This window comes from Halorubrum sp. GN11_10-6_MGM, from assembly GCF_005435165.1.
GTDB lineage: Archaea > Halobacteriota > Halobacteria > Halobacteriales > Haloferacaceae > Halorubrum.
On the sequence record NZ_SGUC01000006.1, the window covers coordinates 118,076 to 143,090 of the forward strand.

Genomic DNA, 25,015 nt, shown 5'->3' on the forward strand with positions numbered 1-25,015 from the left:
CCGTCTCGCCGGGGCGTTGACCGCCTCACCGGGGCGTTAACCGACGCGTCTGAACGGGGAGACGCCGCACGCGAAGCGGCCGAGGGGTCGCCCGCCGCCAAAATCCGTCGGCAAGAATCCGACCGAAACGGGAGCAAAGAGTTTTGCCGGGGGCACGACACGGTCCGGTAATGGATATCGACGAGTACGACGTCGTCGTGGCGGGCGCCGGGACCGCCGGCTGCTACGCCGCCGCGACGATCGCGAACGAGGGGCTCGACGTCGTCATCGTCGAGCGGAAAGACGCGGAGGAGGCCGGTCACATCGCCTGCGGCGACGCCCTGAAGGGGGCCGACGCCTTCCCCGAGGCGATCCCCAAAGACCGGCTCGAACCCGCGTTCACGAACACCGGCGTCGACCACGGCCGCTTCGAGATCCCGCAGGAGGACACGGTTCTGGAGATCCCCGTCCCCGGCGAGCTCGCCGTCATCGACCGCTGGGAGTACGGCCGACAGATCATCGCCGGCGCCGAGGACGCGGGCGTCGACTTCCACTACGACACCGTGATCAACGACGTGGTCCAAGACGAAACCGGCCGCGTCAGGGGGCTCAAGGCGGTCCGAAAGGGCGAGCCGCGGACGTACGCGTCGGACATCGTGATCGACGGCGCCGGGTCGCTCTCGCTGCTCCAGGACAAGGCGGACTTCGAGGGGACGACCTTCGACACGAACGTCCGGTACTCCCAGTTCTGCTCGGCGTACCGCGAGATCGTCGACGTCCCGGAGCCGGTGGAGTGGGACGACGCCCTCGTGTTCAAGGCGACCGACCGCGCGGCGGGGTACCTCTGGTACTTCCCGCGGACGGCGACGGAGATCAACGCCGGGCTCGGCTTCCAGATGACCGAGGAGCCGATGCAGCTCGTCGAGTCGCTGAAGAAGGACCTCCGGGACCGACCGGAGTTCGAGGGCGCGGAGGTGCGCGACAAGCTCGGCGCCGCGCTGCCGACGCGACGCCCCTACGACTCGGCCGTCGCGCCGGGGTACATGGCGGTCGGCGACGCCGCCGGCCACGTGAACCCGACGACCGGGGGCGGCATCGCCGGCGCGGCGTACGCGGGCAAATACGCCGGCGAGCAGGCGGTGAAGGCGATCTCGGACGGCGACGTCAGCGAGGAGAACCTCTGGCGGTACAACACCCGCGTGATGGACCACTTCGGCGGGCGCTACGCCGGCCTCGACGTGTACAACGTCCTCTCGACCGCGGTCGACGTCGACGACCTGATGGGCCTGCTGGCGTCGCTCCCGGGCGAGAAGCTCGCGGAGGCGTTATACGAGGGGTCGACCTCGATGTCGTTCGGCCTGAAAGTGAAGGCCGCGATCAAGAGCTTCGGCTACTGGGGGACGATCCGGAACTTCTACCAGACGAAGTCGCTGGCCGACGAGCTGATCGGCCACTACGACGAGTACCCGACGAGCCCCGCCGCGATGGCGAACTGGACCCGCGAGCGCGACGCGATCATGGACCGCGTGTACGAGACGACCGGGGCCGACGCGAAGTACTGAGGCCGTGACCGACTACCGGAATCTGATCCGATGACCGACTACCGACTGACTACCGTCGAGACCGTGCGCGAGCAGGGGTCGTGGGCGTTCACGGCCCGCGAAGGCGACGCCGACCGCGAGGTGTTCCTCGTCCCGTGTGCGGACGAGCCCGGCGAGGAGACGGAGGGCAGCGCCGGCGACGGCCCGCCGGTCCGCGCGTGGATCAACCGCTGTACCCACGAGGACCAGCGCCTCCACCGCGAGGGGGTCGGCGCCGTCACGCGCGGCGGCTCGGTGGTCTGCCCGAAGCACGGGTCGGCGTTCGACGCCTGCGACGGCTCCTGTGACAACGGCGACGCCGCGGGGACGACGTTGCGGGAGATTGACGTGGCCGTCCGCGACGGCGCGGTGTTCCTCACCGACGACGATCTCACGTATCTCTACGAGGGTTTGCCGGACGACGACGGCGACGACGACGGGCCGGCGTCGAGTTCGCACCTGACGTTCTGAGCGCCCACCCGTCCGATGGCGGTGTTGTCGAACCGTTCGGTCGGCCGCGGCCGACGTCCCTGAGACGCTTCACGGGGGCGGCCGTCGCGTCCGCGAGCGCCTCCGGAGCGCTCAGACGCTCGCGAGGAACAGCTGTACCGCCTTCGGGACGGCCACGCTGAGGAGGAGCTGGCTCCAGATGTTGAACGTCGCCGGATACTCACGGGTCGCGCTCACGGTCTCGATGCGCTCTCGGATCTTCTCGACTTGATCGGTCGCGTCCTCGGGGACGTCGTACTCCCTGACGTTCCACGGGTTCTCGATGTGCGACCGCAGTTCGGCCTCCAAGCGTTCGAGTTCGTCTCGCTTCTCCCGGTGGAGGAACCGGTGGAGCACGAACACCGCGAACGCGACCGTCGTGATGCTCGCCGCCCACACGGCGGTGAAGATGGCGGCGGCCGTGGCCGAAACCGACGCGACCGGCAGTCCCGGCGCGTAGATGAGGAAGGCGTAGGCGACGAGGCCGGCGACAACGTAGTAATATGCCTTCTTCACGAGTTCGCCGAAGGGGCGGAGTCCGCCGACGCCGTGGGGATCGAGGAAGTGTATCCCGACGTCGGACTCGTACAGACGCCACGGGGTGACGAACTCGATCTCCACGTAGACGACGAGAAACTGGACGAGGATCGGGGCGTACACGAAGGGGAAGACGACCCCGTTCGCGACGAGGCCCGTCGACGTGAACGTGCCGAGGTCGGCGTAGGTCCGGAGCAGTTGGAGCGTGGCGGCAGTCCCGAACAGCAGCCACGGGAACCACGGCGGAATTAGGTCTCGAAACTGATCGATGTCGTCCGTGCGCTCTTCGAGTTTCATCTCCTCGACCGCGGCCTCGTAGGAGCGTCGCAGCGAGCGGGACCCGTACACGCTGCCGAGAAGCGCGATCGGCTGAAGCAGGAAGTACGGGTTCCGGACGTAGATGGGGTCCGTCCCGAAGTACAGGAGGTCCAGTCCGGTGGAGACCGCCGCCCAGCCGACGACCGTGACGACCGCGTAGAGGTACGCCGGCGGGAGCGAGAGATCGAAGAGGCGTCCGATCCGACCGAACCCGAGGTACCGGGCGAACGAATCCAACCAGAGATCTGCGTCGGGATCCGAGTTATCGGCGTGCTCGCCGGACTCAGGCGTCGCCGAGTCGGCGGACACTTCGCTTCGACGCTCGGTCGATCGGTCTCTCCGCTTCGTCACGTTCGACACGTGACACGAGGAGCGAACAATAATGTACTGGTGTACCGGGACCCGTTTGGACGCATGCTGGTCTCCCGCCAGTCCACCGCCGGCTTCGGGCGTCCGTTGGTCGAGCGCGATTCGGTGCCGATCCCGTGACCCGTTTTTCCCGCCGCGCTACGGCCGCGTCTCGGCGACGCGACGGATCGCGCCGGCGATCACGTCGATGCCGACCGCGAGGTCGTCCTCGACGACGTCGAAGTTAGTCGTGTGGTGGCCGCCAGGGTGATCGGTGCCGACGCCGAGGTAGCAGGCGAGGCCGCCCTGCTCTTGGACGCGGTTCATCAGGAACGTGGCGTCCTCGGAGCCGCCGAGCTCGTCGCTGTCGACGATGTTCGTGACGCCCGCGACGTCGCCCGCGGACTCCCCGACGAGCGCCGCGAGCGCGTCGTCACTCGTCGCGCTGGGCGCCTCGCCGAGCGTCGACACCTCGACCTCGCAGTCGTGCATGTCGGCCGCCGAGTCGAGGATGCGGTCGGCGTGGTCCGACATGTAGTCGGCGAGCTCGGTCGTCGCGCCGCGCAGCTCGCCCTCGATGTGCGACTCCTCGGGGATGATGTTCGTCGCGGTGCCGCCGCCGACGAGCCCGGCGTTCACGCGCGTCGGGCCGTCCGCGTGCCGCGGGATGGCGTAGAGGTTCTGGATCGCCGCCGCCATCGCCTGTACCGAGTTCCGTCCCTGCTCGGGCCGCGCGCCGGCGTGTGCGGGCTCGCCCGAGAACTCCGCGAGGAAGTGCCGCACCGCGAGGAACCCCTCGACGCCGCAGACCACCTCGCCGGACGGGTGGTCGAGACCGACGTGGACCGCGTAGAGGTAGTCGACGTCGTCGAGGTGTCCCGACTCCGCCATCGGCTTGCCGCCGGCGACCTGCTCTTCGCCCGGCTGGAAGAACACCTTCAGCGTCCCGGAGAAGTCGGAGTCGAGGACGGCGTCGAGCGCGCCGAGGCCCATCGTCGCGTGGGCGTCGTGACCGCAGGCGTGCATGAACCCCTCGTGCTCGGAGCGGAACCCCTCGGCGGCCGGGACGTGGTCGCCCGACTCGGACTCCGTGATCGGAAGCGCGTCGATGTCGACGCGGAGGCCGACGACGGGCCCGTCGCCGCGCTCGACGACCGCGACGCAGCCGGTGTACCCCCCGGAGAGCTCGTCGAGGATCTCGGGGTCGGCGCCCGCCTCGCGGGCTCGGTCCTCCCACTCCGCCAGCTCCTCGTCGGCAGGGACGTTCAGTCGCTCGTCGGTCGCCAGCGCGTCGGGGCCGACGTGAAGCGCCGTCAGGTCCCGCTCGCGGAGGGCCTCGACGATGCGGGCGGTGGTGTAGAACTCGCGCCACGCGGGCTCGGGGTGGCGGTGGAGGTCGCGGCGAAACGCGCGGTACTCGTCGTTGTCGAGAGCGCTCATACCCGTTGGTGACCCGGCGACCGCTTAAACGATCGCCTCGCGGAGAGCGGCGCGGACCGCTCCGAAACCGCCCGCCCGCGTTCGGGTCACTCGCACGAGAGTCACATTCGCTTCGTACGCGGGCCACACGATTCGTGCGAAAGTCACATGCGCTCCGTGTAATCCCACGTGTGGAGCCGCTCGGGCTCGATCCGGATCTCGACCTCGTCGCGCTCGGGGCGGAGCAGGCGGTCGGCGGTCCGGTTGTCGGTCCCGCCGAGGTACTTCGTCAGGAGCGACCGGAGGAGCCGCTTCTCCTCGTCCGGGACGACCGTCGCGCGGCCGCGACCGCGAACACCCTTGTACGGCGGGTCGTTCGTCGACACGTCGAAGGAGACCTCCGGGTCGTGGTCGACGAACTCGACGAGGTCCGCGTTCGCGCTCGTCGCGCAGCGGATCGCGCCGGGCGCGTCCACGGAGGCGCTCTCCGCGTCCGGGTCCCACGCGAACCACAGCGAGACGATCCACGGGTGGTCGCCCGGCGTGCGACAGCCGAGGCGAACCGGGACGCGCGCGGCACCGAGGTACTCGTCGACGCGGTCGCAGTCCCACGGGCCGGTCGGGTCCATACCGATCCCTCGGCCGCGCTCCGCCTAACAGTTCCGGCGGGTCCTGTCCGCCCGACTCTCGGCCGGCCGCGCGGTCGCGGAACACAAGAGAATTGACCGTCCCCGCGCGAGTGGTGGTATGACCGACTACTTCGAGGTCCACGAACGGGACGGCGCCGCCCGCCTCGGGGAGGTCCGCCTCGCCGACCCCGTCACGACGCCGGCGCTCGCGGACCCGTTCCTCGACGACGCCGGGAGCCTCTGGGCCGGCGACCGCGAGGTGCCGGACGGCGACGAAACCGCGCTGACGGTGCTGCCACACCGGGCGTTTCCGGCCGGTACGCGCGAGGAAGTCCGCGAGTCGTTCGCGGTCGACCACCCCGGCGTCGACTTCCCCTCGGCCGCGGTCGTCGACAGCCGGAGCGCCCGCGACCTCGGCGTCGACGCGTACCTCCTCGCCGACGCGGGGGGGTTCGTCGGCCACGGCGAGGCGTTCCGCGACGCCGTGATCCGGGCGAAGGGCTCTCTCCCACCGGACGCCGCGATCGGCCTCTCCGGCGTCGCCACGCCGCGGAACGTCGCGCTGCTCGCGTACGCGGGCGTCGACCTCGTCGACGCGACGCTCGCCCGGACGAAGGGGACGCAGGGGATGTATCTCACCGCGGACGCCGAGCACTTCCTCGAAGACCTCGACGAGCTGCCGTGCGCCTGTCCGGCCTGCGCGAAACCCCGGAGCGAGTTCACGCGCGCCGACTGCGCCGAGCACAACGTCAACGCGCTCCGCGCCGAGCTCCGCCGCGTCCGCGAGCGGATCCGGAGCGGTCGCCTGCGCGACTACGTCGAGGGGCAGGCCCGCCACGAGGGGTGGCTCACGGCCGCGTTCCGCGAGTTCGACGACCATTGGGGGTACCTCGAAGAACGGACGCCGCTCATGCGCGACGCGGAGGTGACGGCGGCGTCGGCGGAGACGCTCGACCGCGTCGAGATCCGCCGGTTCGCCGACCGCGTCACGAGCCGCTACCGGAACCGATTCACGGACCAGCCGCTCGTTCTGGTGCCCTGCTCGGCGACGAAGCCGTACAGCGACTCCCAGAGCCACCGGCAGTTCCACGACGCGATCAAGTGGCGCGGCCACACCGTCTCGATGACCTCGCCGATCGGCGTGGTGCCCCAGGAGCTGGAGACGACCTACCCCGCGCAACACTACGACTCGGTCGTCACCGGCGACTGGAGCGAAGACGAGATCGAGTTCGTCGCGGAGGTGCTGCGCCGGTACCTGACGCGCAACGACTACTCCCGCGTGGTCGCGCACGTCCCCGAGGACGGCTACCGCGAGATCTGCGAGCGAGTCGAGGCCGATCCCGAGATCGAGGTCCCCTTCGAGTACACCTGCGTCGACCACCCGACGACCGACGAGTCGCTCGGCGAACTGAACGCCGCGCTTCAGGGCGAGCCCGCCTACAGCAAGCGCGAGCGCGAGCACAACACGGTCCGCGCCATCGCGGACTACCTGCTCGGCGACGGCGCGGGCGACGACCTGTTCGGCGGCGACGCCGGGGCCAGCGGCGACATCCGAACCACCGGACGGTACCCGAAGCTCCAGGTGTGGGGCGACGACCCCGACGCCGGCCGGGAGGGCGAGCCGGGCGAACAGCTGGCGACGATGGTCCCGCAGTACGGCACCCTATCCTTCACCCTCGCCGGCGCGCGGCGCTGGGTGGAGAGCGACGCGCCGACGAAACGGGTCGAGATCGACGCGTTCGTCCCGCACGGGTCCGTTCTCGCGCCCGGGGTCGTCGACGCGGACGACGATATCCGCGTCGGCGACGAGGTCGTCGTCGAGGGGCCGAAGGCGTTCGCGGTCGGTCGCGCGGCGATGTCCGGCCCGGAGATGGCCGGGTCGACCCGCGGGGTCGCCGTCGAGGTTCGTCACGCCGACGAGACGTGACCGAGTCCGAGAGCGCGGTCGAGCACGGGGAACGCAGCGCGTATCGCGTCGGCACCGAAACGCATGTTACCGCCGAGGTACCAGTTCCGCTTAAGTAGATCTCGATGATATTGGTACTCAATAACGCGGTCGACGGCGGCTACATGGCCGACGAGATCGTCCACTTCCTCCCCGACGCCCGCGCGTACGACTACCCGCACGAGGACGGCGACCCGAGCCTCGAAGACGTGGACGGCGTCGTCATCGGCGGGAGCGAGGTCGGCGTGTACGACGAGCCCGACCAGCCGTGGATCGCGGCCCAGAAGCGGTTCGCGCGCCGCCTCGTCGAGGAGGGCGTCCCGACGCTCGGCATCTGTTTCGGGCATCAGATTCTGAACGCCGCCCTCGGCGGCGAGGTCGTCGACAGCGGGACGTCCCGCCTCCGGCTCCACGACGCCGATCTCGACGCCGACGAGCCGCTGTTCGACGGCGTCGAACCCACGGTGCCCGTCCTTCACTCCGACGTCGTGACCGAACTCGGCGACGGGATGGAGGTTATCGGGCGTGCGGACTACTACGAGTACTTCGCCACGCGACACCGCGACCGCCCGGTCTGGTCGGTACAGTATCACCCCGAATTCACCCCTCGGATCGCCGACGAGTACGACGGCTGGGACGCGGCCGACGGCTCCTTCGAGGACTCCACCGCCACCCGGACGCTCGCCAACTTCGCGGCCCTCGTCGAGTCGTCCGGAAGCGGACCGTAGCGGACACTCTAATTCATCGGTGCGGCGTCCGCGGGTGGCCCGCGCCGCGAACGGACGCAGCGACGGGTCGGCGGCTCAGTCGTCCGCGGTCGCCTCGGGGCGGTACGCCTCGCTTATATTCTTCCACTTCCCCGAGCGGAACCGCAGGTAGTTGATCGCGGCCGGGATCGTCGTCTCGGCCATGAACGCGAGGTAGAGACCCCACAGGCCGATCGCGGGGAGCGCCACCTCGGGGAGCGTGACCCCGACGAGCGGGAGGTCGATCGCCGGCGTCGCGTCGTACGCGCCGACGTACGCGAGCGGGATCGAGACGCAGAACATCCCGAGGAACTGGCTCGCGAAGGGGATCTTCGTGTCGCCGGCGGCGTCGAGGGGGCCGGCCGCGCCGCCCGAGATCCCTTGGAATATCACCGCCGCACAGGCCGCGTACACGAGGTTAACGGCGATCGGGATCTCCGGGCTGTCGGGCGACTCGGCGAACAGCGAGACGATGTCGGTCGCGAAGACGGCGATCAGCACCGCGGAGACCGCGTACGTCGCCACCGAGAAGCGGATGATGTCGCGGGCGTACGCCTCGGCCTCCTCGGGCCGTTCGACGCCGAGCTCCTGCCCGACCAGACTGGAGGAGGCGAGGCCGAACCCCCAGCCGGGGGTGTTCATGATCCCCCAGATGCGGCGGGCGATGACGAACGCGGCCACGGTGTTCTGGCCGAACACGTCGAGGATGGCGAGCATGGGGAACTCCGCGGCCGTCCAGACGAGGTTGCGCGCGCCCACCGGGACGCCGATCTCGACGAGGTCGCGGAGCATGCCGGGGTTGACGTACGAGCCGACGGGGTCGATCGCGACCGGGAACTCGCCGATCAGCGGGGCGCTCCCGCGGACGATCCCGACGGTGAAGCCGGCGACCGCGAGCACGTTCGAGAGGACGGTCCCGACAGCGGCGCCCTCGACGCCCCAGCCGAAGCCGAAGATGAACAGCGCGCTGAGGACGATGTTCGCCAGCGCGCCGCCCGCCCGGACCTGCATCGCGGTGTAGGCGTCGTCGCAGCCGACGAGCACGCGGCTGCCGACGAGGTTGAGCGCGGCGAACGGGACCCCGAGCCCGACCACGCGGAGGTAGTCGGCGCCGTAAGCGATCGCCGCCTCGTTGCTGCTCAGGACGTCGATGAACGCGGGCGCGTACAGCCAGAACGCGCCGCTGACGGGGACGCTGATCGCGATCACGAGGAGCACGCTCGACCGGACCGCGTCGCCGAGTTCGACGAACGCCTCGGCGCTGTAGCGCTGGGAGACGAGGGCGATGGTGCCGCCCGCGACGCCGCCGCCGAGCGCGAACGCGAGCCCCCAGTAGGGGCCGGCGAAGCCGACGCCGGCGACGGCGCTGGTGCCGACCGCGACGCCGACCATCGCGACGTCGACCGCGTTCTTCGACATCCGGGCGATCCCCGTCACGATCCGGGGCCACGCGAGGTCGGTCGTCCGGACCACGCGGTGACGGTCGATCAGGCCGACCCGCGCGAGGGCGAAGCCGATGTAGAGGATAAGCGCGCGGAACGGGTTCGGCAGGCGAGCGAGGTATGAGACCAGCGCACGGAGGGATTTCGGCAGGCGAGACACGGCGGGTGCGCCACTTTTCCGCTGCCGGCTAAAGTCGTTTCGTCACGCGGCAGACGGTTCCGGATCGGACGGGGTGCCGAGGCCGGGCGCTCCGGCCGGGCGCCGAGACCCGCTCCGCTCAGGCGCCGGAGACGAGGTAGACGGCGGCGGCGGCGAAGGCGATCCCGAGCCCCTTGCGGGCGGTGAACGACTCGCCGAGGAACAGGAAGCCGATCACGGACGAGAAGACGAGGAACATCGCGAAGATGGGCGTCACGACGCTCACCGGACCCAAAGAGAGCGAGCGGTACAACGCGAGGATGCCGATCCCGAGGAACACGCCCGCCGCGAGCACGTGCGCTAGCTTCGGCGACGCGAGGTGGGTGGTGAACCCCTGTCCGGTGTACGCGATCACGCCGATCGCCATGGCGACGAGGAGGGTGTTCGAGACGACGACGGCGACGTCGCTCGGGATCGCGTTCGGACCGGTCGTCGCGACGCGCATCAACGGAGAGACGAGCGCGTACGCGCCCATCGCGAGCAGCGCGTACGGGAGATACGTCGTGGCGGTAGCGTCCATATCCCGGGGTCGCCGTCCGGAGGCAAGTGCCTATCGACCCGCGCCCGGCGCCGCGTCCGACGGACCCGTCTCGTCGCCCGACGCCGACTCGTCGACCGACGCCGACTCGTCGACCGACGCCGACTCGTCGACCGGGGAGTCCGGAGCGTCATCCTCGGCGCCCGGATCGGACGGGCGGGAGCGGTCGACCGGAACCGAGACCGTCACGACCGTTCCCCGCGGCTCGCGCTCGGCGAACGAGATCCGCCCGCCGAGGTGGTCGACGCCCCACTTGACGATCCACAGGCCGATACCGCTCCCGTGGCGCAGCGGCGTCTCGCTGCCCCGGTTCAACACGTCGTACTCGGCCGGGTCGATCCCGGGACCGTCGTCGGCGACGGTGACCTCGACCCAGTCTCCCTCGACGGCCGCGTCGATCCGCACCCACGGCGCGTCCGCGTCGTTGTGTCGGACCGCGTTCGAACAGAGGTTCTCCAAGACGACCCGCAACACGATCGGAACCGAGACGCAGGGGATCTCACCGATATCGAACCGTGCGTCCGAGTCGATGGAACGCGCGTCCGCGACCGCCTCGTCGACGACGCGCGGCAGCGGCGCCGACTCCGGCTCCTCCGTCGGGTCGAACAGCTCGCCCGCGGTCCGGGTGCGCTCGCTGAGTTCGAGCATCCGGTCCGCGCTCTTCTCGATGACCGACAGGGCGCGCTCGTCGGTCGGGTCGGAGCGCAGCTGTTCGGCGTACCCCTGTATGAGATTCGTCTCCGTCCGGACGTCGTGACGGAACACGCGGTTGAGCACGTTGAGTCGCTGCTGTTGGCCGAGGTACGCCCCCACGTCGTGGAAGGAGATCACGCGGGCGGTGGTGCGGTCGTGGTCGTCGACGACGTCCCTGACCGTCGCCTCGTACGGCCGTTGCCCGTCGCGTCCGACGATCGGGATCGCCCGCGGTTTCTCCCCGTCTGCGTCGAGGTCGCTGACCGCGTCGTATCGCGGCACGACCGCCGCCGCGGACCGCCCGATCGCCGCGTGTCGGTCGGTGCCGAACGTCTCTGCCGCGCTCTCGTTCAGGTCGACGAGGAGCCCCTCCGTCCCGACGACGAAGACGGGGTCGTGGAGCTGTTCGAAGACGAGCTGTCGCGCGCGGCGACGCGGGGCGGGCGCGAGCGTCAACAGCCGGAACCGCGACAGCGCGAGCAGGTACGCGACCCCCGAGACCACGAACACGAGCGGGGTGGGGTCGAGTCCGGGGATCGGGAGCGCGCCCGAGAGGTACGCGAGGTTCCCGGCCCACGGCGCCGCGGTCCCGACGAGCAGCGCCGCGCTCTGCCCCCGGAACGGCTGGGCGTCGTCGCGGATCAGCTGGACCAGCGGGACCGACCCGGCCACGCCGAGGAGGTAGGTGTAGCCGGCGATGACGTAGTAGAGCGGGCCGGGGACGACGTCGAGGAACGTTCCGACGGCGGTCTCGCGCACGACGCGGTCGACCGCGAGGAGGTTGCCCGGATCTCCCGCGGCGGCGACCGCGACGGTGGCCGCGGGGAGGAGGGAGACGAGCGCCACGGAGAACGGCGTCACGTAGCGGTCGTAGCCGGTGTACGCCAGCGCGAAGAAGAGCCAGCCGATCGGGATCGCGACGACGCCGACCCACTGGACGTCGTACCACAGCGCCTTCGCTGGCAGCGTCGTCGCCTCCAGTTCGAAGACGAGGAACGTCGCCCACCACACTTGCCCGGCGAGCAACACCGCGAGCCACGTCGCGCCCGGCTCGGGGCGCTCTCGCCACGCGAGGATCGCCCCCGACAGGCCGACCGTCACGGCGACCAAGAGAGCGACGGAGAGCGGGCTGAGCGCTGCCATACGCTCCCCAACGGATATTAGATTTATAACTTGTTGGGTCGAATTATATCAAAAAAACTCGTCGTGCCGCCCTCGAAGCCGCGGCCGCGACCTCACCACCCGAGCGCGAGGAGCGCGGCCGCGGCGACGAGGTAGCTACAGTCCGGGGCGACGCCGAGCGCCGCGTTGCCGAGTCGGTCGACCAACGCGGTGACGGCCACGGAGACGGCGAGACCGACGGCGAGCGCGACGAGGGGAGCCCCCGAGACGGCGCCGGTCGCGGCGGCGGCCCCGAGCAGCCCGGCGGCGACCGCGTCGACGCCGAGCAGGACCCGCCGCGTCCCGGCGGTCCCGTACGCGACCGGCAGCGTCGTCACGCCGCGCGCGGCGTCGGCCGCGACGTCCCTGACGTTCGGGACCTCGACGTCGACGAACGAGCGGAGGGCGACGTAGCCGAAGAGGAGCCCGACCGTCGGCGTCCCGACGGCGCCGACGGGGACCCCGGCGAACGCGAGCGGCGCGGCGACGACCGCGACCGCCCACGCGAGCGCGACCGCCGCGGAGTTGAGGAGGAACACGTCCTTCAGCCGCGGCACCGAGGCCCCGCCGAGCGGCGCGACGAGGTCGCCCGCGGTCGGGAGCCAGTCGGTTGCGTAGCCGATCCACACCGCGCCGGGAACGAGGACGAGCGCGAGCGCCGCGGGGCCGGCGCCGACCGCGAGCGCGACGGCCAGTCCGTAACAGACCGCGGCGACCGTCATCAGCTGGTCGCCGTAGCGCAGGGCGACCCGCGCCCGCGAGGGCGTCGAGCCGGCGTCGGCCTCGGCGTCGGCGACGTGGTCCGCGGCGTACACCGCGAACGCGACGAGTCCCACCGCGACCGGCGCCGTCGAGCGCGGAACGCCGAGCGCGGCCGTCACGAGCGCGACCTCGACGGCGGCGACGAGGGCCGCGAACGGCGCGCCCGCGGCGAACGCGGCGAGCTGTCGGAGCCTCCCCGGGTCGGGAGCTGTTGCCTGCGAACGATACCCCGCTGTCGTGCCGTCCGGCGTCGACGGCCTCGTCCGTTCGTTTGCCATAGTAACGTTCGCCGCCGGAAGACGGCGAACGTCCGGTATGGGGGATCGAGGCATATCTATCCACGCCAAACGGAGTTAATAAAACGCATTCGGCGGTGGTATCTGTTCGTCCGGCGCCTCGTCGCTCCCGGACGGGTTCGGCGTTCAGTACGCTTTTGACCCGAGCGGCCGTTCGCTCGCGTATGGACGGAACCTTCGACCACGTGATGATCCGCGTCGAGGACCTCGACGAGAGCCTCGACTGGTACCAGACGCACCTGAACTACGAGGAGAAGGGCCGCTGGGAGGCGGACACGTTCACCAACGTCTTCCTCGGGCCCGAAGACGTCCACGAGGACGGCGCCCTCTTAGAGCTCACGTACAACCACGACGGCCGCAGCTACGAGATCGGCGACGCGTGGGGCCACATCGCGGTCCGCGTCCCCGAGGACGCGCTCCAGGAGTCGTACGACCAGCTGATGGAGGAGGGCGTCGAGGACTACCGCGACCCCGAGTCCTGCGGGAACCGCTACGCGTTCGTGAAGGACCCCGACGGACACGAGATCGAGATCGTCAAGCGCGACCACGGCGCCAAGTGGAGCATCGACCACACGATGATCCGCGTGGAGGACGCCGACGAGGCGCTGGGCTACTGGATCCGGAAGTTCGAGTACGGCGAGTACCCCGGCCGCTGGGAGGCCGACTCGTTCTCGAACTACTTCGTGGCGCCCGAGGAGGCCCCGGAGGAGGCGATGAAGCTCGAACTCACCTACAACTACGACGGCCGCGAGTACACGATGGGCGACGGCTGGGGCCACGTCGCGGTGCGCGTCGACGACCTCGACGACGCGTGGGACGACCTCATGACCCGCGAGGCCCCCGACTACCGCGACCCCGCTTCCTGCGACCACAACTACGCGTTCACCAAAGATCAGGACGGCCACGAGGTCGAGCTGGTCACGCGGGACTGAGGCCGCGTCCGTTCTGGGTCGGGTTCGGTCACGCGGTCGCTCAGTCCGCCGACTCGACGCCCGTGATCTCGAACCGCGCCCCGCCCGCCTCGCTCTCGACCGCTCGCACCGACCAGCCGTGCGCGTCGGCCACCTGCTCGACGATCCGCAGCCCGAACCCCGTCCCCGACTGCGAGGTCGAGTGCCCCGCGTCGAACACCGCCTCGCGCCGGTCCGGCTCGATCCCCGGCCCGTCGTCGGCCACGTAGAAGCCGTCCGGCAGCGTTCCGACGGTCACGGTCACGTCCGCGCCGCCGTGTTCCACGCTGTCGCCGGACTCCGTCCGGCTGCCAGTCGAGCCGTGCTCGACGCTGTTCCGGATCAGGTTCTCCAACAGCTGTTTGAGGCGCCCCTCGTCCGCGACGATCATCCCCTCGACCTCGGTGCGCAGCGTCGCGTCCTTCGTGTTGACGGTCCGCCAGCAGGAGCCGACGATCCGTCCCAGATCGACCGGTTCGGCGTCGGTCACGGGGGTGCCCTCGCGGGCGAGCGTGAGCACGTCGTCTATCAGCGCGGCCATTCGGTCGTGCGCGCGGTCGACCGCCCTCAGGTGGTCGCTGTCGCACTCCTCGCGGGCGAGTTCGGTCCGGCCCCGCGCGACTTCGAGCGGGTTCCGGAGATCGTGTGACACCACGCCCGCGAACTCCTCTAACCGGTCGTTCTGCCGCTCCAGCTCGGCCGTCCGCTCGGCGAGCCGGCGGGTGCGCGCCTCGGCCTGAAACGCCGTCTCGGCCGCGGTGGCCAAGATGCCGGCGAGGTACTCGTCGACGCCGTCGAACACCCCGGGCTCGGCCTCGCCGAGCGCGAGCGTCCCGTACTCGCCGATCGGGACGATCAGCAGGCTTCGGAGCGCCGTGTCGGCGTCGAGCGCCTCGGTCGTCCGGATGTCGTCGAACATCCGCGCCTCTCCGGCCTCGAACGCCGCCCAGTTGAGGCTGCCGCCGTCGGGGGTGAACGTCTCGCGGTCCGGCAGCAGCGCCGCCGCCTCCGGCGAGACGGCCGACGGCACCAGCCCGCCGGCCTCCTCGTCGTGGACCCGGACCGTGACGACCGAGAAGCCCAGCACGTCCGTGGCGGCCTCCACGGCCCGTTCGGCGATCTCCTCCCGCGAGTCCGCCCTGACGAGCGTCCGCGTGGCGCCGTGGAGCCGCTCGACGCGAGTCTCCCGCTCGACGCGGTCGAAGGCCGCTTCGAGGTGCTGCGAGAGGATCTCCGCGACGAGAACGTCGGTGTCGCTGAAACTGCGTGCCTCCGGCGCCGAGACGACGAACAGTCCGTGACCCCCGATCGGCCGCAACACGAGGCTCTCGGCGGGGGACTCTTCGTCGAGCCCCTCGTACGTCGACAGCTCGTCGACGACCACCGATCCGTCCCCGCGAAAGGCCTCCCACGCCAGCGCCGCCCGCGTTCCCGGCGGGGCGTCGCGGTCGTACGACGGCTGCTCGTCGAACATCGCCGGCACCGACTCGCCGAGCGCCGCGGGTTCGAGGCGGTCGCCGGCCTCATTGAGCAGGTGGATCCCGCTCAGACCGGCGTCGATCAGGTCGTCGACCGCCGCCACGGCCAGTTCGGCCGTCTCCTCCGTGGTTCGAGAGTAGTTGAGCTCTCGCGTCCACTCCCGGAGCCGGGCGAGCGTCCGTTCGCGCTCCTTCCGCTCGGAGACGTCCCGCGTCGTGACGACGTATCCCTCGACGCCGTCGGTCTCGATCCGATCGCTGCCGACGGATTCGAGCCAACGGTACTCGCCGTCGCCCGTCCGGAAGCGGTACTCCGCGGTCGGCCGGTCGCCGTCGACGCCGGGCGAGCTGAACGCCTCCCTGACCGCCTCCCGGTCGTCCGGGTGGATGTAGTCCAGTGACCGCTCGCCGAGCAGATCCGACGGAGCGTACCCGCTGACGCGCTCGCACGAGGGACTCAGATACCGGAACTCCCAGTCGTCGGACAGCACCGCGACCACGTCGCCGGCGTGTTCGATGAACGCCCGGTGGCGGTCGGCCTCCGTCCGGTCCGGGGCCCGTTCGATCGTCTCGGCCGCTGCCGTCTCGGCTCGCCGCTTCTCGACGGCCTCGACGATCCGGGTCGCCAGCCGCTCGTATATCTCCGCGTCGTCCCGTTTCTGGAGATAGTCGGTGACGCCGGCGGAGATCGCCTCGCTCGCGACCGCCTCGCTCCCCCGTCCGGTAAAGAGGATGAACGGGAGCTCCGGACGGCGCTCGCGGACCTCGGCGAGGAACGAGAGCCCGTCCCGGCCGGGCAGCTCGTAGTCGGAGACGATACAGTCGACGTCGCCCTCCGCCAAGGCGTCGAGCCCCGCGGCCGCGTCGGGGGCCGTCTCGACCGCTACCCGGTCCGTCTCGCGCTCCAGAGACGAGGCGGTGACCGCGCGTAGGTTCGGGTCGCCGTCGACGAGGAGGACCGAAATGCGGTCGGGCATACACTCGGGATACTTACCACTCGATATAATCGTTGTGGCGTCGTCAACGCGGCAACGTCGGACATCGACCGATTGCTCCGTCTCTCGCGGCCCGGTTCGACCGCCTCAGTCGTCTCCGGCGGAGGTCACCGGGCGAAAGACGACCAGCCGCTCGCCGTCGGTCTCGCGCTCGCCGACGTCGACCGTCACGGCGTCGCCGATCCCCACCGATGGCGGGTCGTCGCTCGCGTCGCCGCCGCGGACGATCCCGGTCAGCCGCGTCGGACCGAAGTCGGCTACCGCGGTCGCGTACGGCGCGTCGTCCGCGAAGCGCGGCGACGGGACGTGGACGACGCTGTACGTCTCGACCGTCCCCGTCTCGTCGAGGGGCTCCCGCGAGAGGTCGGGGGAGCCGCAGTCGGGACACACCCGTCGCGGCGGCAGCGAACCGTGGCCGTCCGGACAGACGATCGCGAACCCGTCTCCGTCGGCGAGCGCGTCGAGCCACTCGGCGTGGTCGCGGTCGGTCGGCGCGGTGCCGTCATCCGCCGCGCCGTCGTCGCTCATTCCGCCACCTCCAGCACGTGGACGACGGCGCTGGCGACCGTCCCGCCCGCGTTGTGGGCGACGCCGACGTCGGCGTCGGGAACGCGTTCGCTGTTGGGGTGATCCCCGCGGAGGAGCCGGGTCAGCTCCGCGATCTGCGATCCGCCGGTCGCACCGACCGGGTGTCCCTTCGCCTTCAGCCCGCCGGAGAGGTTCACCGGGAGGTCGCCGTCGGCGGTCGTGATGCCCTCGCGGGCCGCCGATATCCCCTCGCCCGGCTCGAACAGCCCCAGCGACTCCAGCGCCAACACCTCGGCGATGGTGAAGCAGTCGTGGACCTCCGCGACGTCGACCGCGCCGGCGTCGATACCGGCGTCGGCGTAGGCGGCGGCCGCGGCGTCGTCCGCGGCGGGCGTCCGCGCGAGGTGTTCGCGGTCGCCGAGCGCCATCCGGTCGGTCCCCTGTCCGGTCCCCGTCACCGCGACCGGCGCGTCGAGGCCGTGGCGCTCCGCGTACTCCGCGGAGACCAACACGAGCGCGCTCGCACCGTCGGTGATCGGGCAGGCGTCGTAGAGGTGGAGGGGTTCCGCGACCGGCGGGGCGTCCATCGCCTCGTCGACGGACACCTCCCTGCGGTACTGGGCGTACTCGTTCGGCACGGCGTTGGCGTGGTTCTTCGAGGCGACGTGCGCGAGGTCCTCGCGTCCCCCGCCGTAGGCGTCGAAGTACGCGTTCGCCATCAGCGCGTAGGCGCCCGGGAACGTCACGCCCGCCCGGACCTCGAAGAGGTCGTCGGCGGCGATGGCGAGCCCCTCGGTCACCTCGTCGGTCGGGAGGTTCGTCATGCGTTCCATCCCGCCCGCGAGGACCACGTCGGCGTCGCCCGCCGCCACCGTCCGGACCGCCTCGCGGACCGCGACGCCCGCGGAGGCGCACGCCGACTCGTAGCGCGTCGCCGGACAGCGGACCCCCGCGGCCTCGGCCATCAGCGGTGCCTGATGGCCCTGGTGTTCGGCGAGCGCTCCCATGAAGTTCCCGTAGTTCAGCTCCTCGACGTCGCTCTTGTCGACGTCCCCGTCCTCGAACGCCCGCAGCGCGGCCTCGGCGAACAGGTCGCGGCCGGTCCGCCCCGGGTGGCTGCCGAAGGAAGTGAGCCCGACCCCGGCGACGCGTACGTCTGTCATTAACGGACGATGATCGGGGATGCGGTTTATCTCTGCCGGAAGCGGGGGTTCGACGTCGGATCCGGCGACGTGTGCCGGGCCATGGGTGTGCGGTAGAGTCCCAGACGGAGGACTGCTCTGCGTCGCTCCGCTCGCGGTGAACGATAATCTAGATCGCTCTCTGCCTCGTGTGGCAGTTAGGGCACTGCCAGTAAGCCCCTCCGTCGTCCATCAGTTCGTAATTCCGCAAGCACTGGATGTGTACCACCTTGTTACAGTTTTTACACTGGAACGCGTCTGCGCTCGAAGTACCGTAGTCCGTGTAACCGTCACAGTAGTAACAAGAGTCGTCGTCGCTGTATCCGTACCCCATAAATCAACTACGGGTGGTCTACAGACTCCCCTCGTGGCCGCAACTGGGACACTTCACGTCTAGCCCCCCGCTACTCAGCAGCCCCCCGCTTCGCTCTTTTGCCAGACCTTTGTCTTTCAGACACGTGAAATGTCCGAATGTACCGCACTGCGAACAAAAGGTCCCGTCGTCTCCGTCCGTTACGACCCCCTTACAGAAGTAACATTCACCTCTTCTCGCCATGACAGGTTTGGCACCAGTTGGAAATAACAAGAAAGTAAGTAATGCGGAAATTGTGTCATTCAAGACAACATACTTATCAGATAATATGGCTCCTCGGTGATTCTCAAAGCCGGGATCAACGAGCGGACCGTATCACCCCTTCTGATGGATCGCCGACGTGTGCCTTCGGATACTGTCGGCGGACCGATTCACCCGATGTACCGCAGGTCGTCGTCCGGCACCGCCGGCCCCTCCTGCATCTCGCGGATCTTGCCGACGACCTCCTCCATCTCCTCGGCGCGGTCCTCCAGGCTCTCGTAGTCGACGGTGAAGTCGAGGAGGGCCTCTAAGACCTCCAGCACGGCGCGCGCGCTCTTCGGGTCGACGAGGTAGCCGCTCGTCTCGCCCATGAGGCAGGCGGCGTCGAACCCGCGGCGGCCGCCGAGCCCCAGCACGAGCCCGGAGACGCCGACGATGCCGCCCGCCGGCTCGTCCGCGCGGAACTCGACGCCGGCGTCCTCGAGGTCGGCGGTGAGGTCGCCGTCGGAGACCGCGCCGAGGACGGTGTACTCCTCGACCAGCTCGCCCGTCGGGACGCCGCCGAGCGCGAACGCGCGCTCCGCGCCGAACGTCTCGGCCACGTCGAGGAACGTCGACGTGAGCCGGTAGTGGCCCGCGTTCGACCCGGCCTGGTGGTCGCCGGTCAACACGAGCAGGTCGGCGCCGTCGGTCTCGACCGCGTGGAACTCGGCGCAGGTCAGCTCGGCGACTCCCTCGTCGTCGACGCTCACCTGCGGCGGGAACTCCGTGGCGTACACCCGGCGGACCAGCTCCCCGTCGAACTCCTCCAACAGGTGTTCCGCGGCCAGCTTCCCCACGTGGCCGACGCCCGGCAGCCCCTCGATCAACACCGGGTCGTCTAGCTCCGGCGTCGCGACCTCGTCGATCTCGATGTCCTCCATACCCCGACCGTCCGGGCGGCGGTCACAAGAGCATGGCTATTCGGATGGCTCGCGATCGATCGGGGGCGGCGCCCGTCCGCCGCGTCCCGACGGGCCGGGGCTACTCCGACCGCCGCCGCGCCCGCCGCCGGTACTCGCCGTAGGGGTCCTCGGGACCGAACGGCGCCGGCGCGCTGTTCTCGGTGGGGCCGTCGCACGCCGGACAGCGCTCGCCGAGCGCGTACACCGGGCGCTCGTGAACGGCCTCCCAGTTCGCGCAGACGCGGATATCTGATTTCACGGATAAAAGGCGTCGTGACGTCGGGACGATCGGGGTTACTCGTCTTCTTCGCGTCGCTCGCGGTGGAACTCGCCGACACCGCCCGCGGCCTCGATCGACTGGCGGGCGCGGTCGGCGGCTGCCTCGAGCTGGTCCTCGGCCGTCTTGTAGTCGGGCGCGCGGACCTTGATCCGGTACTCGGGCGACCCCACGTAGCCGACGTCGAGTTCGACGCCGTCCGGGATCTCGCCGTTCCCCTCGGCGGCGGCGAGCGCGTCGCGGACGTCGTCGACGCCGTCCGAGGCCGCCGATTCGAGGTCGACGTACCCCGTCACGTCGACGTACGGGACGGAGACGTTGTCGCGGGCGGCGGTGACGACGGCGTCGACGGTGCCGTCGTCGACGTCGACGTCGTCGAGCGCCTCGCCGCCGCGGATCGCGGCCGCCTCGAAGGCGTCGTAGAGGCTCTCGTACTCCGCGAGGAGGGCGTTGGCGACCGCGGTGTAGCGGTCGTCGTCGACGTCCTCGCCGAGCGCGATGAGCATCCAGTTGTCGGCCTTCTGCGCGTTCTTCCAGTCCTGGATCGTCTCCTTGCGCTGGTGTTCGTTGACGTCTTTGATCGACAGGTCGATCTGGTTCGACGACTCGTCGACCTCCAGCACCTTCGCGACGACCGTCTGTCCCTCGCGGACGTGGTCGCGGACGTTCTTGATCCAGCCGGAGGCGACCTCGCTGATGTGACAGAGGCCGCGCTTGTCCTCGTACTCGTCTAAGTCGACGAACACGCCGAAGTCGGCGATCTCGTCGACGTCGCCGACCACCAGCTCGCCGGGTTCGGGCCAGCCGCTGTACTTCATGACGGAGCGGTGAGGCGGTTACCGCGCCTCAACGGTTTCGACGATCTCGCCGTGAAGCGCCGCCTCCCCGCCGGTGGGGGTCGCGAGGGTCGTGCCGCAGACCGCACACGACACCGTCGAGGAGGCCTTGCCGAAGACGACCTGTTCGTTCTCGCAGTCGCCGCAGGCGACGCGGTGGAAGTCTCCCGCCATGCTTACTCCTGGAACGTGAGACGGCCGGCGCGCCATCCCTCGCGCATGTGGGCCTTCCCGCAGTCGCCGCAGCGGTAGTTCAGGTGGGTCTTCTTCGTCGGCTTGTCGCCACCGGGCACCTTCGAGTACCCGCCGGCGTTGCCGATCGTCGCGAGCGCGCGGCGTCGCTGCCGAGCGTCGCGTTTCATTCCGGTCGCGCGACCCGATCGAACCTTCTCCACCTCGTGCTCCTGGTGGGAGTCACAGTGCGGACAGTACGTGTTGAAGCGGCGTGGCATTTCCATGGATATCGACCTTATGGCGCGGTTCGTCGCCGACGCTTAAAACGGGTTTGGTCTCGGACGCCCGCCGACGGGAACGCGCCGCGACGGCTCCGCTCCCGGCCGGTCGCATCACTCCTCCACCGTTTCACTCCTCCCACTCCGCGACCGCGCGCACCGGCGACCCGTCGGCGCCGCGCAGGCGGAGCGGAAAGGCGTACAGTCGGAACCGGTCGGGGAGCCCGTCGAGCGCGCGGAGGTTCTCGACGATCGGGAGCGCGGCGCCCAAAAGCGCGTCGTGGGCGGGAGTCCCGTCCGGTTCGTCGCGCTCGTTCGAGGCCGCCGGTCCGCCGCCCTCGTTGGGCCCGCCGTCCTCGTTCGGCCTCGCGTCGGCCGTCGGCGTCGGATCCGGCCCGAAGGCGTCGAGGGCGACGCCGACGTCCGCCGCCCGGCAGCGCTCCGCGGCGGCCGCGGTGAGGTACGGGTGATCGCGGTACCGGACGGTCCCCCAGTGCGACTCCCAGCCGGTCCGGAGGACGAGGAGATCGACGTCGGGGTCGAGGCCGCTCGGATCGGGCAGCGCCTCGGGCGCGACCGCTTCCCGCGGCGCCAACGGCCGACAGTCGACGAGCCGGGCCTCGAACGCGAACCGTCCGACCGCCCCCTCGTCGATCGGCTCGCCGCCGGGGAGGGTGTGTTTCGGCGCGTCGACGTGGGTTCCGGCGTGGGTCCCGGTCCGGAGCTCGCTCGTCGCGTACCCGTCGGCCTCGTGGGTCGCGTCGGGCGCGAGGGTCACGTCCGGGTCGCCGGGGTAGGTCGGCATCCCCGTCTCGATCGGCTGCGAGAGGTCGCGGAACACGGCCGTCGCTCCGCCCGCCACGGGGTTAAGTCGGTCGCCGAGGTTCCGCTGCCCGAACGTATAACCCCCGCCCGCCGCAGGGTGGGTTCATGTCGGAACTGCCGCTCGACGCCTACTACGATCTGACCCAGATCGGCGAGGCCGCCGTCTCCCCCGCCGGCGACCGCGTCGCCTTCACCGCGACCGAGTACGACCAGGCCGCCGACGAGCCGGTCTCGTCGCTGTTCGTCGCCCCGACCGACGGCTCCCGCGAGCCGCACCGACTGACGAGCGCGTCCGGTGCCGCCGAACCGACGTGGGGGCCCGACGGCGACCGCCTCGCGTTCGTGGCCGCCCGCGAGCGCGACGCCGAGAAGCGGGTCGGCTGGCGAGACAGGGACGACGAGGAGAGCGCGAAGAACGCGGAGGCCGACGAGGGGAGCGCGGAGAGCGAAGACGACGAGGAAGGAGAGTCCGACGGCGACGACCCCCTCGGCGGCGACGACGAGCCCAAACCGCAGGTGTGGGTGTTCGACCTCGCGCTCGGCGGCGACGCGCGGCAGGTCACCGAGCGCGACGAGGGCGTCGCCGACTTCGACTGGTCGCCCGACGGCGACCGGTTGGTGATCGAGTCCCGCGACCCGACCGACGCGGAGGCCGACTACCTCGATCAGGTGCGAGAGGAGGGCGGGCCGATCGAGACGACCCGACTCCAGCACAAGGTGAACGGCGCGGGGTGGACCGACGACGTGACGCGGTACCTGTTCGTCGTCGACCTCGACGACCCCGAGAGCGACCCCCGGCGGCTCGACGACGCGTACGGCGGCGGCGCCTTCGAGGATATCGCCGGGATGGACCCGACGTGGGGGCCGGACGACCGGATCGCGTTCACGTCCTGCCGGCTCGACCGCCCCGACGACACCACCGTCCGAGACCTCTACGTCGTCTCGGCCGACGGCGGCGACGCGGAGCGGCTCACGAGCGGGACCCTCTCGCACGGCGCGCCGGCGTGGCGCCCGGGGACCGAAACGCTCGCGACCGTCGCGAGCGACCCGGACGACCCGCCCGCCCCGGCCGAGGTGTACCTCGTGGACGCCGAGGAGGACGGGAGCGGAGGGGGCGGCGACGACCCGGTCTCGCTGACCGCCGCACTCGACCGGACGGTCGCTCGCGGCGGCGGGATCGAGTGGGTCGACGGCGCGATCTACACCCGGATCGCCGACGAGAGCCGCACGCGGCTGGTCCGCGTCGAGACGGATGGGACCGCCGAGCGCGTCTTCGAGGCGCAGGGCCGCGACCGCGCCATGGCCGGGTTCGACGTCGCCGCCGACGGGTCGACGGCGGCGGTCGTCTTCTCGCACCCGACCGAGGGGACCGACGTCCACACGGTCGCCGTCGACGACCTCGACGCGGCGACCGGCGGGGGCCGCGCAGGTGACGACGCGGCCACCGAGCCCGACTCCCTCCGGCGGCTCACCCGCGTCAACGAGTCGCTCACCGACGAGTTCGCGATGCCGGAGGCCCGGCGCGTCGAGTGGGAGTCGGCCGGGTGGACGCTCGACGGCGTCCTCTACCACGACCCCGACGTCGACCCCGAGGCGGGCGACCACCCGCTCGTGGTCGCGATCCACGGCGGGCCGATGTCGTACGACGAGCCGGAGTTCGGCTTCGGCCATGCCGCCCTGACGAGCCGGGGCTACCTCGTCTTCCGCCCGAACTACCGCGGCGGCACCTCCCGCGGCCGCGAGTTCACCGCGGAGCTGACCGGGAAGTGGGGGACCGCCGAGGTCGACGACATCGCGGCCGGCGTCGAGGCGCTCGCGGACCGCGGGTGGGTCGACCCCGACCGCGTGTTCGGCCACGGCTTCTCGTACGGCGGGATCGCGCAGGGGTTCCTCGTCACCCAGGAGCCGGACCTGTTCGCCGCGGCGGCGCCGGAACACGGCATCTACGACCTGCGGTCGGCGTTCGGCACCGACGACACCCACGTCTGGCTGGAGGCGGAGTTCGGGCTCCCGTGGGAGGACCCGGAGGCGTACGACGCGTCGACGGCGGTGCTGGACGCGGGGAACATCGAGACGCCGCTTCTGGTGATGGCCGGCGGGGAGGACTGGCGGTGTCCTCCCTCGCAGTCCGAGCAGCTGTACGTCGCCGCGCGAAAGCGGGGAGTCGACGCCGAGCTGGTGGTCTACCCGGACGAACACCACAACATCGGCGACCCCGACCGCGCGATCCACCGGCTGGAGAAGATCCTCGGCTGGTACGAGACGCACGACCCGGCCGTCGAGACCGACGACTGAGCCGACGCGCCGGGCCTCGACCGCGGCGGGAGGCTTCTGGCGGGGACGCTGCCCTCCTCAGTGTTCGACGAACTCGACGAGGATGCCACCGGTCGATCGCGGGTGGAGAAACGCCACCTCGTGGCCCCACGCGCCGGGCCGCGGCTCCTCGTCGACGAGGTCGATCCCGCGGTCGCGGGCGTCGTCGAGCGCGGCCGGGAGGTCGTCGACCGCGAGCGCGACGTGGTGAACCCCGGGGCCCTCCCGGTCGAGGTAGTCGGCGATCGTCCCGCCCGCGTCCGGTTCGAGCAGCTCGAAGTAGCCGCCGCCGTCGAGTTCGAGGAAGACGACGCGCATCCCGTCGAACGTCTCCTCGTGTGCGACCGGGGCGTCGAGCAGGCCGCCGAACAGGTCGGCTAAGTCGGTCGCGTCGCGCGTCGCGACGCCGACGTGGTCGAAGCGCATGCGTGAGCGTGGCGTCCCGGAGACAATAAATTGCGGCGGGCGGCGCGACGGCGCGGGAACGCCGGAGCGGTCGGCATCGGCAGCGACCGGGAACGGGGTCGAGCGCGGCCAAGCGGGGACGTCGAGGGGGGCCAAGTGGGGGCGTCGAGCACGGC

The 25,015-nt window shown here is 70.7% G+C and carries 23 protein-coding genes; 6 read left to right on the forward strand and 17 right to left on the reverse strand.

Annotated elements, in window-relative coordinates; translation table 11 throughout:
* The first annotated feature begins 170 nt into the window (after nucleotides 1-170).
* Nucleotides 171-1,541 (forward strand): geranylgeranyl reductase family protein, encoded by a 1,371-nt coding sequence (locus EXE46_RS05160; protein WP_137687418.1) that lies wholly within the window; start codon nucleotides 171-173, stop codon nucleotides 1,539-1,541.
* 30 nt (nucleotides 1,542-1,571) lie between these two features.
* Nucleotides 1,572-2,030: a Rieske 2Fe-2S domain-containing protein gene (locus tag EXE46_RS05165; protein WP_137687419.1), complete on the forward strand. Its 459-nt coding sequence runs from the start codon at nucleotides 1,572-1,574 to the stop codon at nucleotides 2,028-2,030.
* Nucleotides 2,031-2,141: 111 nt separating this feature from the next.
* On the opposite strand, the gene EXE46_RS05170 is transcribed toward EXE46_RS05165, so the two are convergent.
* The 3 genes from EXE46_RS05170 to EXE46_RS05180 form a co-directional block, all read right to left on the reverse strand.
* Nucleotides 2,142-3,212, reverse strand: coding sequence for a hypothetical protein (locus tag EXE46_RS05170; protein WP_241981495.1), 1,071 nt, complete (start codon nucleotides 3,210-3,212; stop codon nucleotides 2,142-2,144).
* Nucleotides 3,213-3,410: 198 nt separating this feature from the next.
* The gene (locus EXE46_RS05175; RefSeq protein ID WP_137687420.1) at nucleotides 3,411-4,691 is read right to left on the reverse strand and encodes an amidohydrolase; all 1,281 of its coding nucleotides are present in this window, start codon (nucleotides 4,689-4,691) and stop codon (nucleotides 3,411-3,413) included.
* Nucleotides 4,692-4,834: 143 nt separating this feature from the next.
* Entirely contained in the window at nucleotides 4,835-5,299 is a 465-nt protein-coding gene (locus EXE46_RS05180; RefSeq protein ID WP_137687421.1) for a pyridoxamine 5'-phosphate oxidase family protein, read from the reverse strand.
* Nucleotides 5,300-5,417: 118 nt separating this feature from the next.
* Between EXE46_RS05180 and arcS the strand changes: the two genes are divergently transcribed.
* Nucleotides 5,418-7,226, forward strand: coding sequence for an archaeosine synthase subunit alpha (gene arcS, locus EXE46_RS05185; protein WP_137687422.1), 1,809 nt, complete (start codon nucleotides 5,418-5,420; stop codon nucleotides 7,224-7,226).
* A gap of 104 nt (nucleotides 7,227-7,330) precedes the next feature.
* Entirely contained in the window at nucleotides 7,331-7,972 is a 642-nt protein-coding gene (locus tag EXE46_RS05190) for a type 1 glutamine amidotransferase (protein WP_137687423.1), read from the forward strand.
* 75 nt (nucleotides 7,973-8,047) lie between these two features.
* Here the strand turns inward: EXE46_RS05190 and EXE46_RS05195 are convergent, their stop codons facing one another.
* The 4 genes from EXE46_RS05195 to EXE46_RS05210 all read right to left on the reverse strand — a co-directional run bounded on the left by EXE46_RS05195 (nucleotide 8,048) and on the right by EXE46_RS05210 (nucleotide 13,063).
* Nucleotides 8,048-9,592, reverse strand: a complete 1,545-nt coding sequence (locus EXE46_RS05195) for an MATE family efflux transporter (RefSeq protein WP_137687424.1) — start codon at nucleotides 9,590-9,592, stop codon at nucleotides 8,048-8,050.
* Nucleotides 9,593-9,710: 118 nt separating this feature from the next.
* Nucleotides 9,711-10,151, reverse strand: coding sequence for an EamA family transporter (locus tag EXE46_RS05200; protein WP_121595615.1), 441 nt, complete (start codon nucleotides 10,149-10,151; stop codon nucleotides 9,711-9,713).
* 30 nt (nucleotides 10,152-10,181) lie between these two features.
* Nucleotides 10,182-12,005: a histidine kinase N-terminal 7TM domain-containing protein gene (locus tag EXE46_RS05205; RefSeq protein ID WP_137687425.1), complete on the reverse strand. Its 1,824-nt coding sequence runs from the start codon at nucleotides 12,003-12,005 to the stop codon at nucleotides 10,182-10,184.
* Between the two features lie 92 nt (nucleotides 12,006-12,097).
* The gene (locus EXE46_RS05210; RefSeq protein ID WP_137687426.1) at nucleotides 12,098-13,063 is read right to left on the reverse strand and encodes a UbiA family prenyltransferase; all 966 of its coding nucleotides are present in this window, start codon (nucleotides 13,061-13,063) and stop codon (nucleotides 12,098-12,100) included.
* A 182-nt stretch (nucleotides 13,064-13,245) separates the two neighbouring features.
* On the opposite strand from EXE46_RS05210, the gene EXE46_RS05215 reads away from it, so the two are divergent.
* Nucleotides 13,246-14,013, forward strand: a complete 768-nt coding sequence (locus EXE46_RS05215) for a VOC family protein (protein ID WP_137687427.1) — start codon at nucleotides 13,246-13,248, stop codon at nucleotides 14,011-14,013.
* 40 nt (nucleotides 14,014-14,053) lie between these two features.
* Here EXE46_RS05215 and EXE46_RS05220 read toward each other — a convergent pair whose 3' ends face one another.
* The 9 genes from EXE46_RS05220 to EXE46_RS05265 all read right to left on the reverse strand — a co-directional run bounded on the left by EXE46_RS05220 (nucleotide 14,054) and on the right by EXE46_RS05265 (nucleotide 22,137).
* On the reverse strand, nucleotides 14,054-16,486 hold the full coding sequence (locus EXE46_RS05220) for a response regulator (RefSeq protein ID WP_137687428.1): 2,433 nt from the start codon (nucleotides 16,484-16,486) through the stop codon (nucleotides 14,054-14,056).
* Between the two features lie 105 nt (nucleotides 16,487-16,591).
* Nucleotides 16,592-17,032 (reverse strand): Zn-ribbon domain-containing OB-fold protein, encoded by a 441-nt coding sequence (locus EXE46_RS05225; RefSeq protein ID WP_137687429.1) that lies wholly within the window; start codon nucleotides 17,030-17,032, stop codon nucleotides 16,592-16,594.
* Complete coding sequence (locus tag EXE46_RS05230) at nucleotides 17,029-18,195, reverse strand: thiolase domain-containing protein (RefSeq protein ID WP_137687430.1); 1,167 nt, start codon at nucleotides 18,193-18,195, stop codon at nucleotides 17,029-17,031. The genes EXE46_RS05225 and EXE46_RS05230 overlap by 4 nt, the downstream gene beginning before the upstream one ends.
* Before the next feature lie 762 nt (nucleotides 18,196-18,957).
* Complete coding sequence (locus EXE46_RS05240; RefSeq protein WP_137687432.1) at nucleotides 18,958-19,710, reverse strand: proteasome assembly chaperone family protein; 753 nt, start codon at nucleotides 19,708-19,710, stop codon at nucleotides 18,958-18,960.
* 100 nt (nucleotides 19,711-19,810) lie between these two features.
* Nucleotides 19,811-19,990: an RNA-protein complex protein Nop10 gene (locus tag EXE46_RS05245; protein ID WP_137687433.1), complete on the reverse strand. Its 180-nt coding sequence runs from the start codon at nucleotides 19,988-19,990 to the stop codon at nucleotides 19,811-19,813.
* Between the two features lie 35 nt (nucleotides 19,991-20,025).
* Nucleotides 20,026-20,826: a translation initiation factor IF-2 subunit alpha gene (locus EXE46_RS05250; protein ID WP_137687434.1), complete on the reverse strand. Its 801-nt coding sequence runs from the start codon at nucleotides 20,824-20,826 to the stop codon at nucleotides 20,026-20,028.
* A gap of 18 nt (nucleotides 20,827-20,844) precedes the next feature.
* On the reverse strand, nucleotides 20,845-21,018 hold the full coding sequence (locus tag EXE46_RS05255; RefSeq protein ID WP_137687435.1) for a 30S ribosomal protein S27e: 174 nt from the start codon (nucleotides 21,016-21,018) through the stop codon (nucleotides 20,845-20,847).
* A gap of 2 nt (nucleotides 21,019-21,020) precedes the next feature.
* Nucleotides 21,021-21,302 carry a 50S ribosomal protein L44e gene (locus tag EXE46_RS05260; RefSeq protein ID WP_007999211.1) on the reverse strand — a complete coding sequence of 94 codons (282 nt, stop codon included), beginning with the start codon at nucleotides 21,300-21,302 and terminating at the stop codon, nucleotides 21,021-21,023.
* 124 nt (nucleotides 21,303-21,426) lie between these two features.
* Nucleotides 21,427-22,137 carry a cyclase family protein gene (locus EXE46_RS05265; protein ID WP_137687443.1) on the reverse strand — a complete coding sequence of 237 codons (711 nt, stop codon included), beginning with the start codon at nucleotides 22,135-22,137 and terminating at the stop codon, nucleotides 21,427-21,429.
* Nucleotides 22,138-22,226: 89 nt separating this feature from the next.
* On the opposite strand from EXE46_RS05265, the gene EXE46_RS05270 reads away from it, so the two are divergent.
* Nucleotides 22,227-24,416: a S9 family peptidase gene (locus tag EXE46_RS05270; protein WP_137687436.1), complete on the forward strand. Its 2,190-nt coding sequence runs from the start codon at nucleotides 22,227-22,229 to the stop codon at nucleotides 24,414-24,416.
* Nucleotides 24,417-24,473: 57 nt separating this feature from the next.
* Here EXE46_RS05270 and mce read toward each other — a convergent pair whose 3' ends face one another.
* On the reverse strand, nucleotides 24,474-24,860 hold the full coding sequence (mce, locus tag EXE46_RS05275) for a methylmalonyl-CoA epimerase (RefSeq protein WP_137687437.1): 387 nt from the start codon (nucleotides 24,858-24,860) through the stop codon (nucleotides 24,474-24,476).
* Nucleotides 24,861-25,015: the final 155 nt, after the last annotated feature.

Excerpts from the sequence above, each read along its gene's own strand:
- EXE46_RS05160 (WP_137687418.1), top strand. The coding sequence starts at position 171 with ATGGATATCGACGAGTACGACGTCGTCGTGGCGGGCGCCGGGACCGCC.
- EXE46_RS05165 (WP_137687419.1), top strand. The coding sequence starts at position 1,572 with ATGACCGACTACCGACTGACTACCGTCGAGACCGTGCGCGAGCAGGGG.
- EXE46_RS05175 (WP_137687420.1), bottom strand. The coding sequence starts at position 4,691 with ATGAGCGCTCTCGACAACGACGAGTACCGCGCGTTTCGCCGCGACCTC.
- EXE46_RS05180 (WP_137687421.1), bottom strand. The coding sequence starts at position 5,299 with ATGGACCCGACCGGCCCGTGGGACTGCGACCGCGTCGACGAGTACCTC.
- arcS (WP_137687422.1), top strand. The coding sequence starts at position 5,418 with ATGACCGACTACTTCGAGGTCCACGAACGGGACGGCGCCGCCCGCCTC.
- EXE46_RS05190 (WP_137687423.1), top strand. The coding sequence starts at position 7,331 with ATGATATTGGTACTCAATAACGCGGTCGACGGCGGCTACATGGCCGAC.
- EXE46_RS05200 (WP_121595615.1), bottom strand. The coding sequence starts at position 10,151 with ATGGACGCTACCGCCACGACGTATCTCCCGTACGCGCTGCTCGCGATG.
- EXE46_RS05205 (WP_137687425.1), bottom strand. The coding sequence starts at position 12,005 with ATGGCAGCGCTCAGCCCGCTCTCCGTCGCTCTCTTGGTCGCCGTGACG.
- EXE46_RS05210 (WP_137687426.1), bottom strand. The coding sequence starts at position 13,063 with ATGGCAAACGAACGGACGAGGCCGTCGACGCCGGACGGCACGACAGCG.
- EXE46_RS05215 (WP_137687427.1), top strand. The coding sequence starts at position 13,246 with ATGGACGGAACCTTCGACCACGTGATGATCCGCGTCGAGGACCTCGAC.
- EXE46_RS05220 (WP_137687428.1), bottom strand. The coding sequence starts at position 16,486 with ATGCCCGACCGCATTTCGGTCCTCCTCGTCGACGGCGACCCGAACCTA.
- EXE46_RS05225 (WP_137687429.1), bottom strand. The coding sequence starts at position 17,032 with ATGAGCGACGACGGCGCGGCGGATGACGGCACCGCGCCGACCGACCGC.
- EXE46_RS05230 (WP_137687430.1), bottom strand. The coding sequence starts at position 18,195 with ATGACAGACGTACGCGTCGCCGGGGTCGGGCTCACTTCCTTCGGCAGC.
- EXE46_RS05240 (WP_137687432.1), bottom strand. The coding sequence starts at position 19,710 with ATGGAGGACATCGAGATCGACGAGGTCGCGACGCCGGAGCTAGACGAC.
- EXE46_RS05250 (WP_137687434.1), bottom strand. The coding sequence starts at position 20,826 with ATGAAGTACAGCGGCTGGCCCGAACCCGGCGAGCTGGTGGTCGGCGAC.
- EXE46_RS05255 (WP_137687435.1), bottom strand. The coding sequence starts at position 21,018 with ATGGCGGGAGACTTCCACCGCGTCGCCTGCGGCGACTGCGAGAACGAA.
- EXE46_RS05260 (WP_007999211.1), bottom strand. The coding sequence starts at position 21,302 with ATGGAAATGCCACGCCGCTTCAACACGTACTGTCCGCACTGTGACTCC.
- EXE46_RS05270 (WP_137687436.1), top strand. The coding sequence starts at position 22,227 with ATGTCGGAACTGCCGCTCGACGCCTACTACGATCTGACCCAGATCGGC.
- mce (WP_137687437.1), bottom strand. The coding sequence starts at position 24,860 with ATGCGCTTCGACCACGTCGGCGTCGCGACGCGCGACGCGACCGACTTA.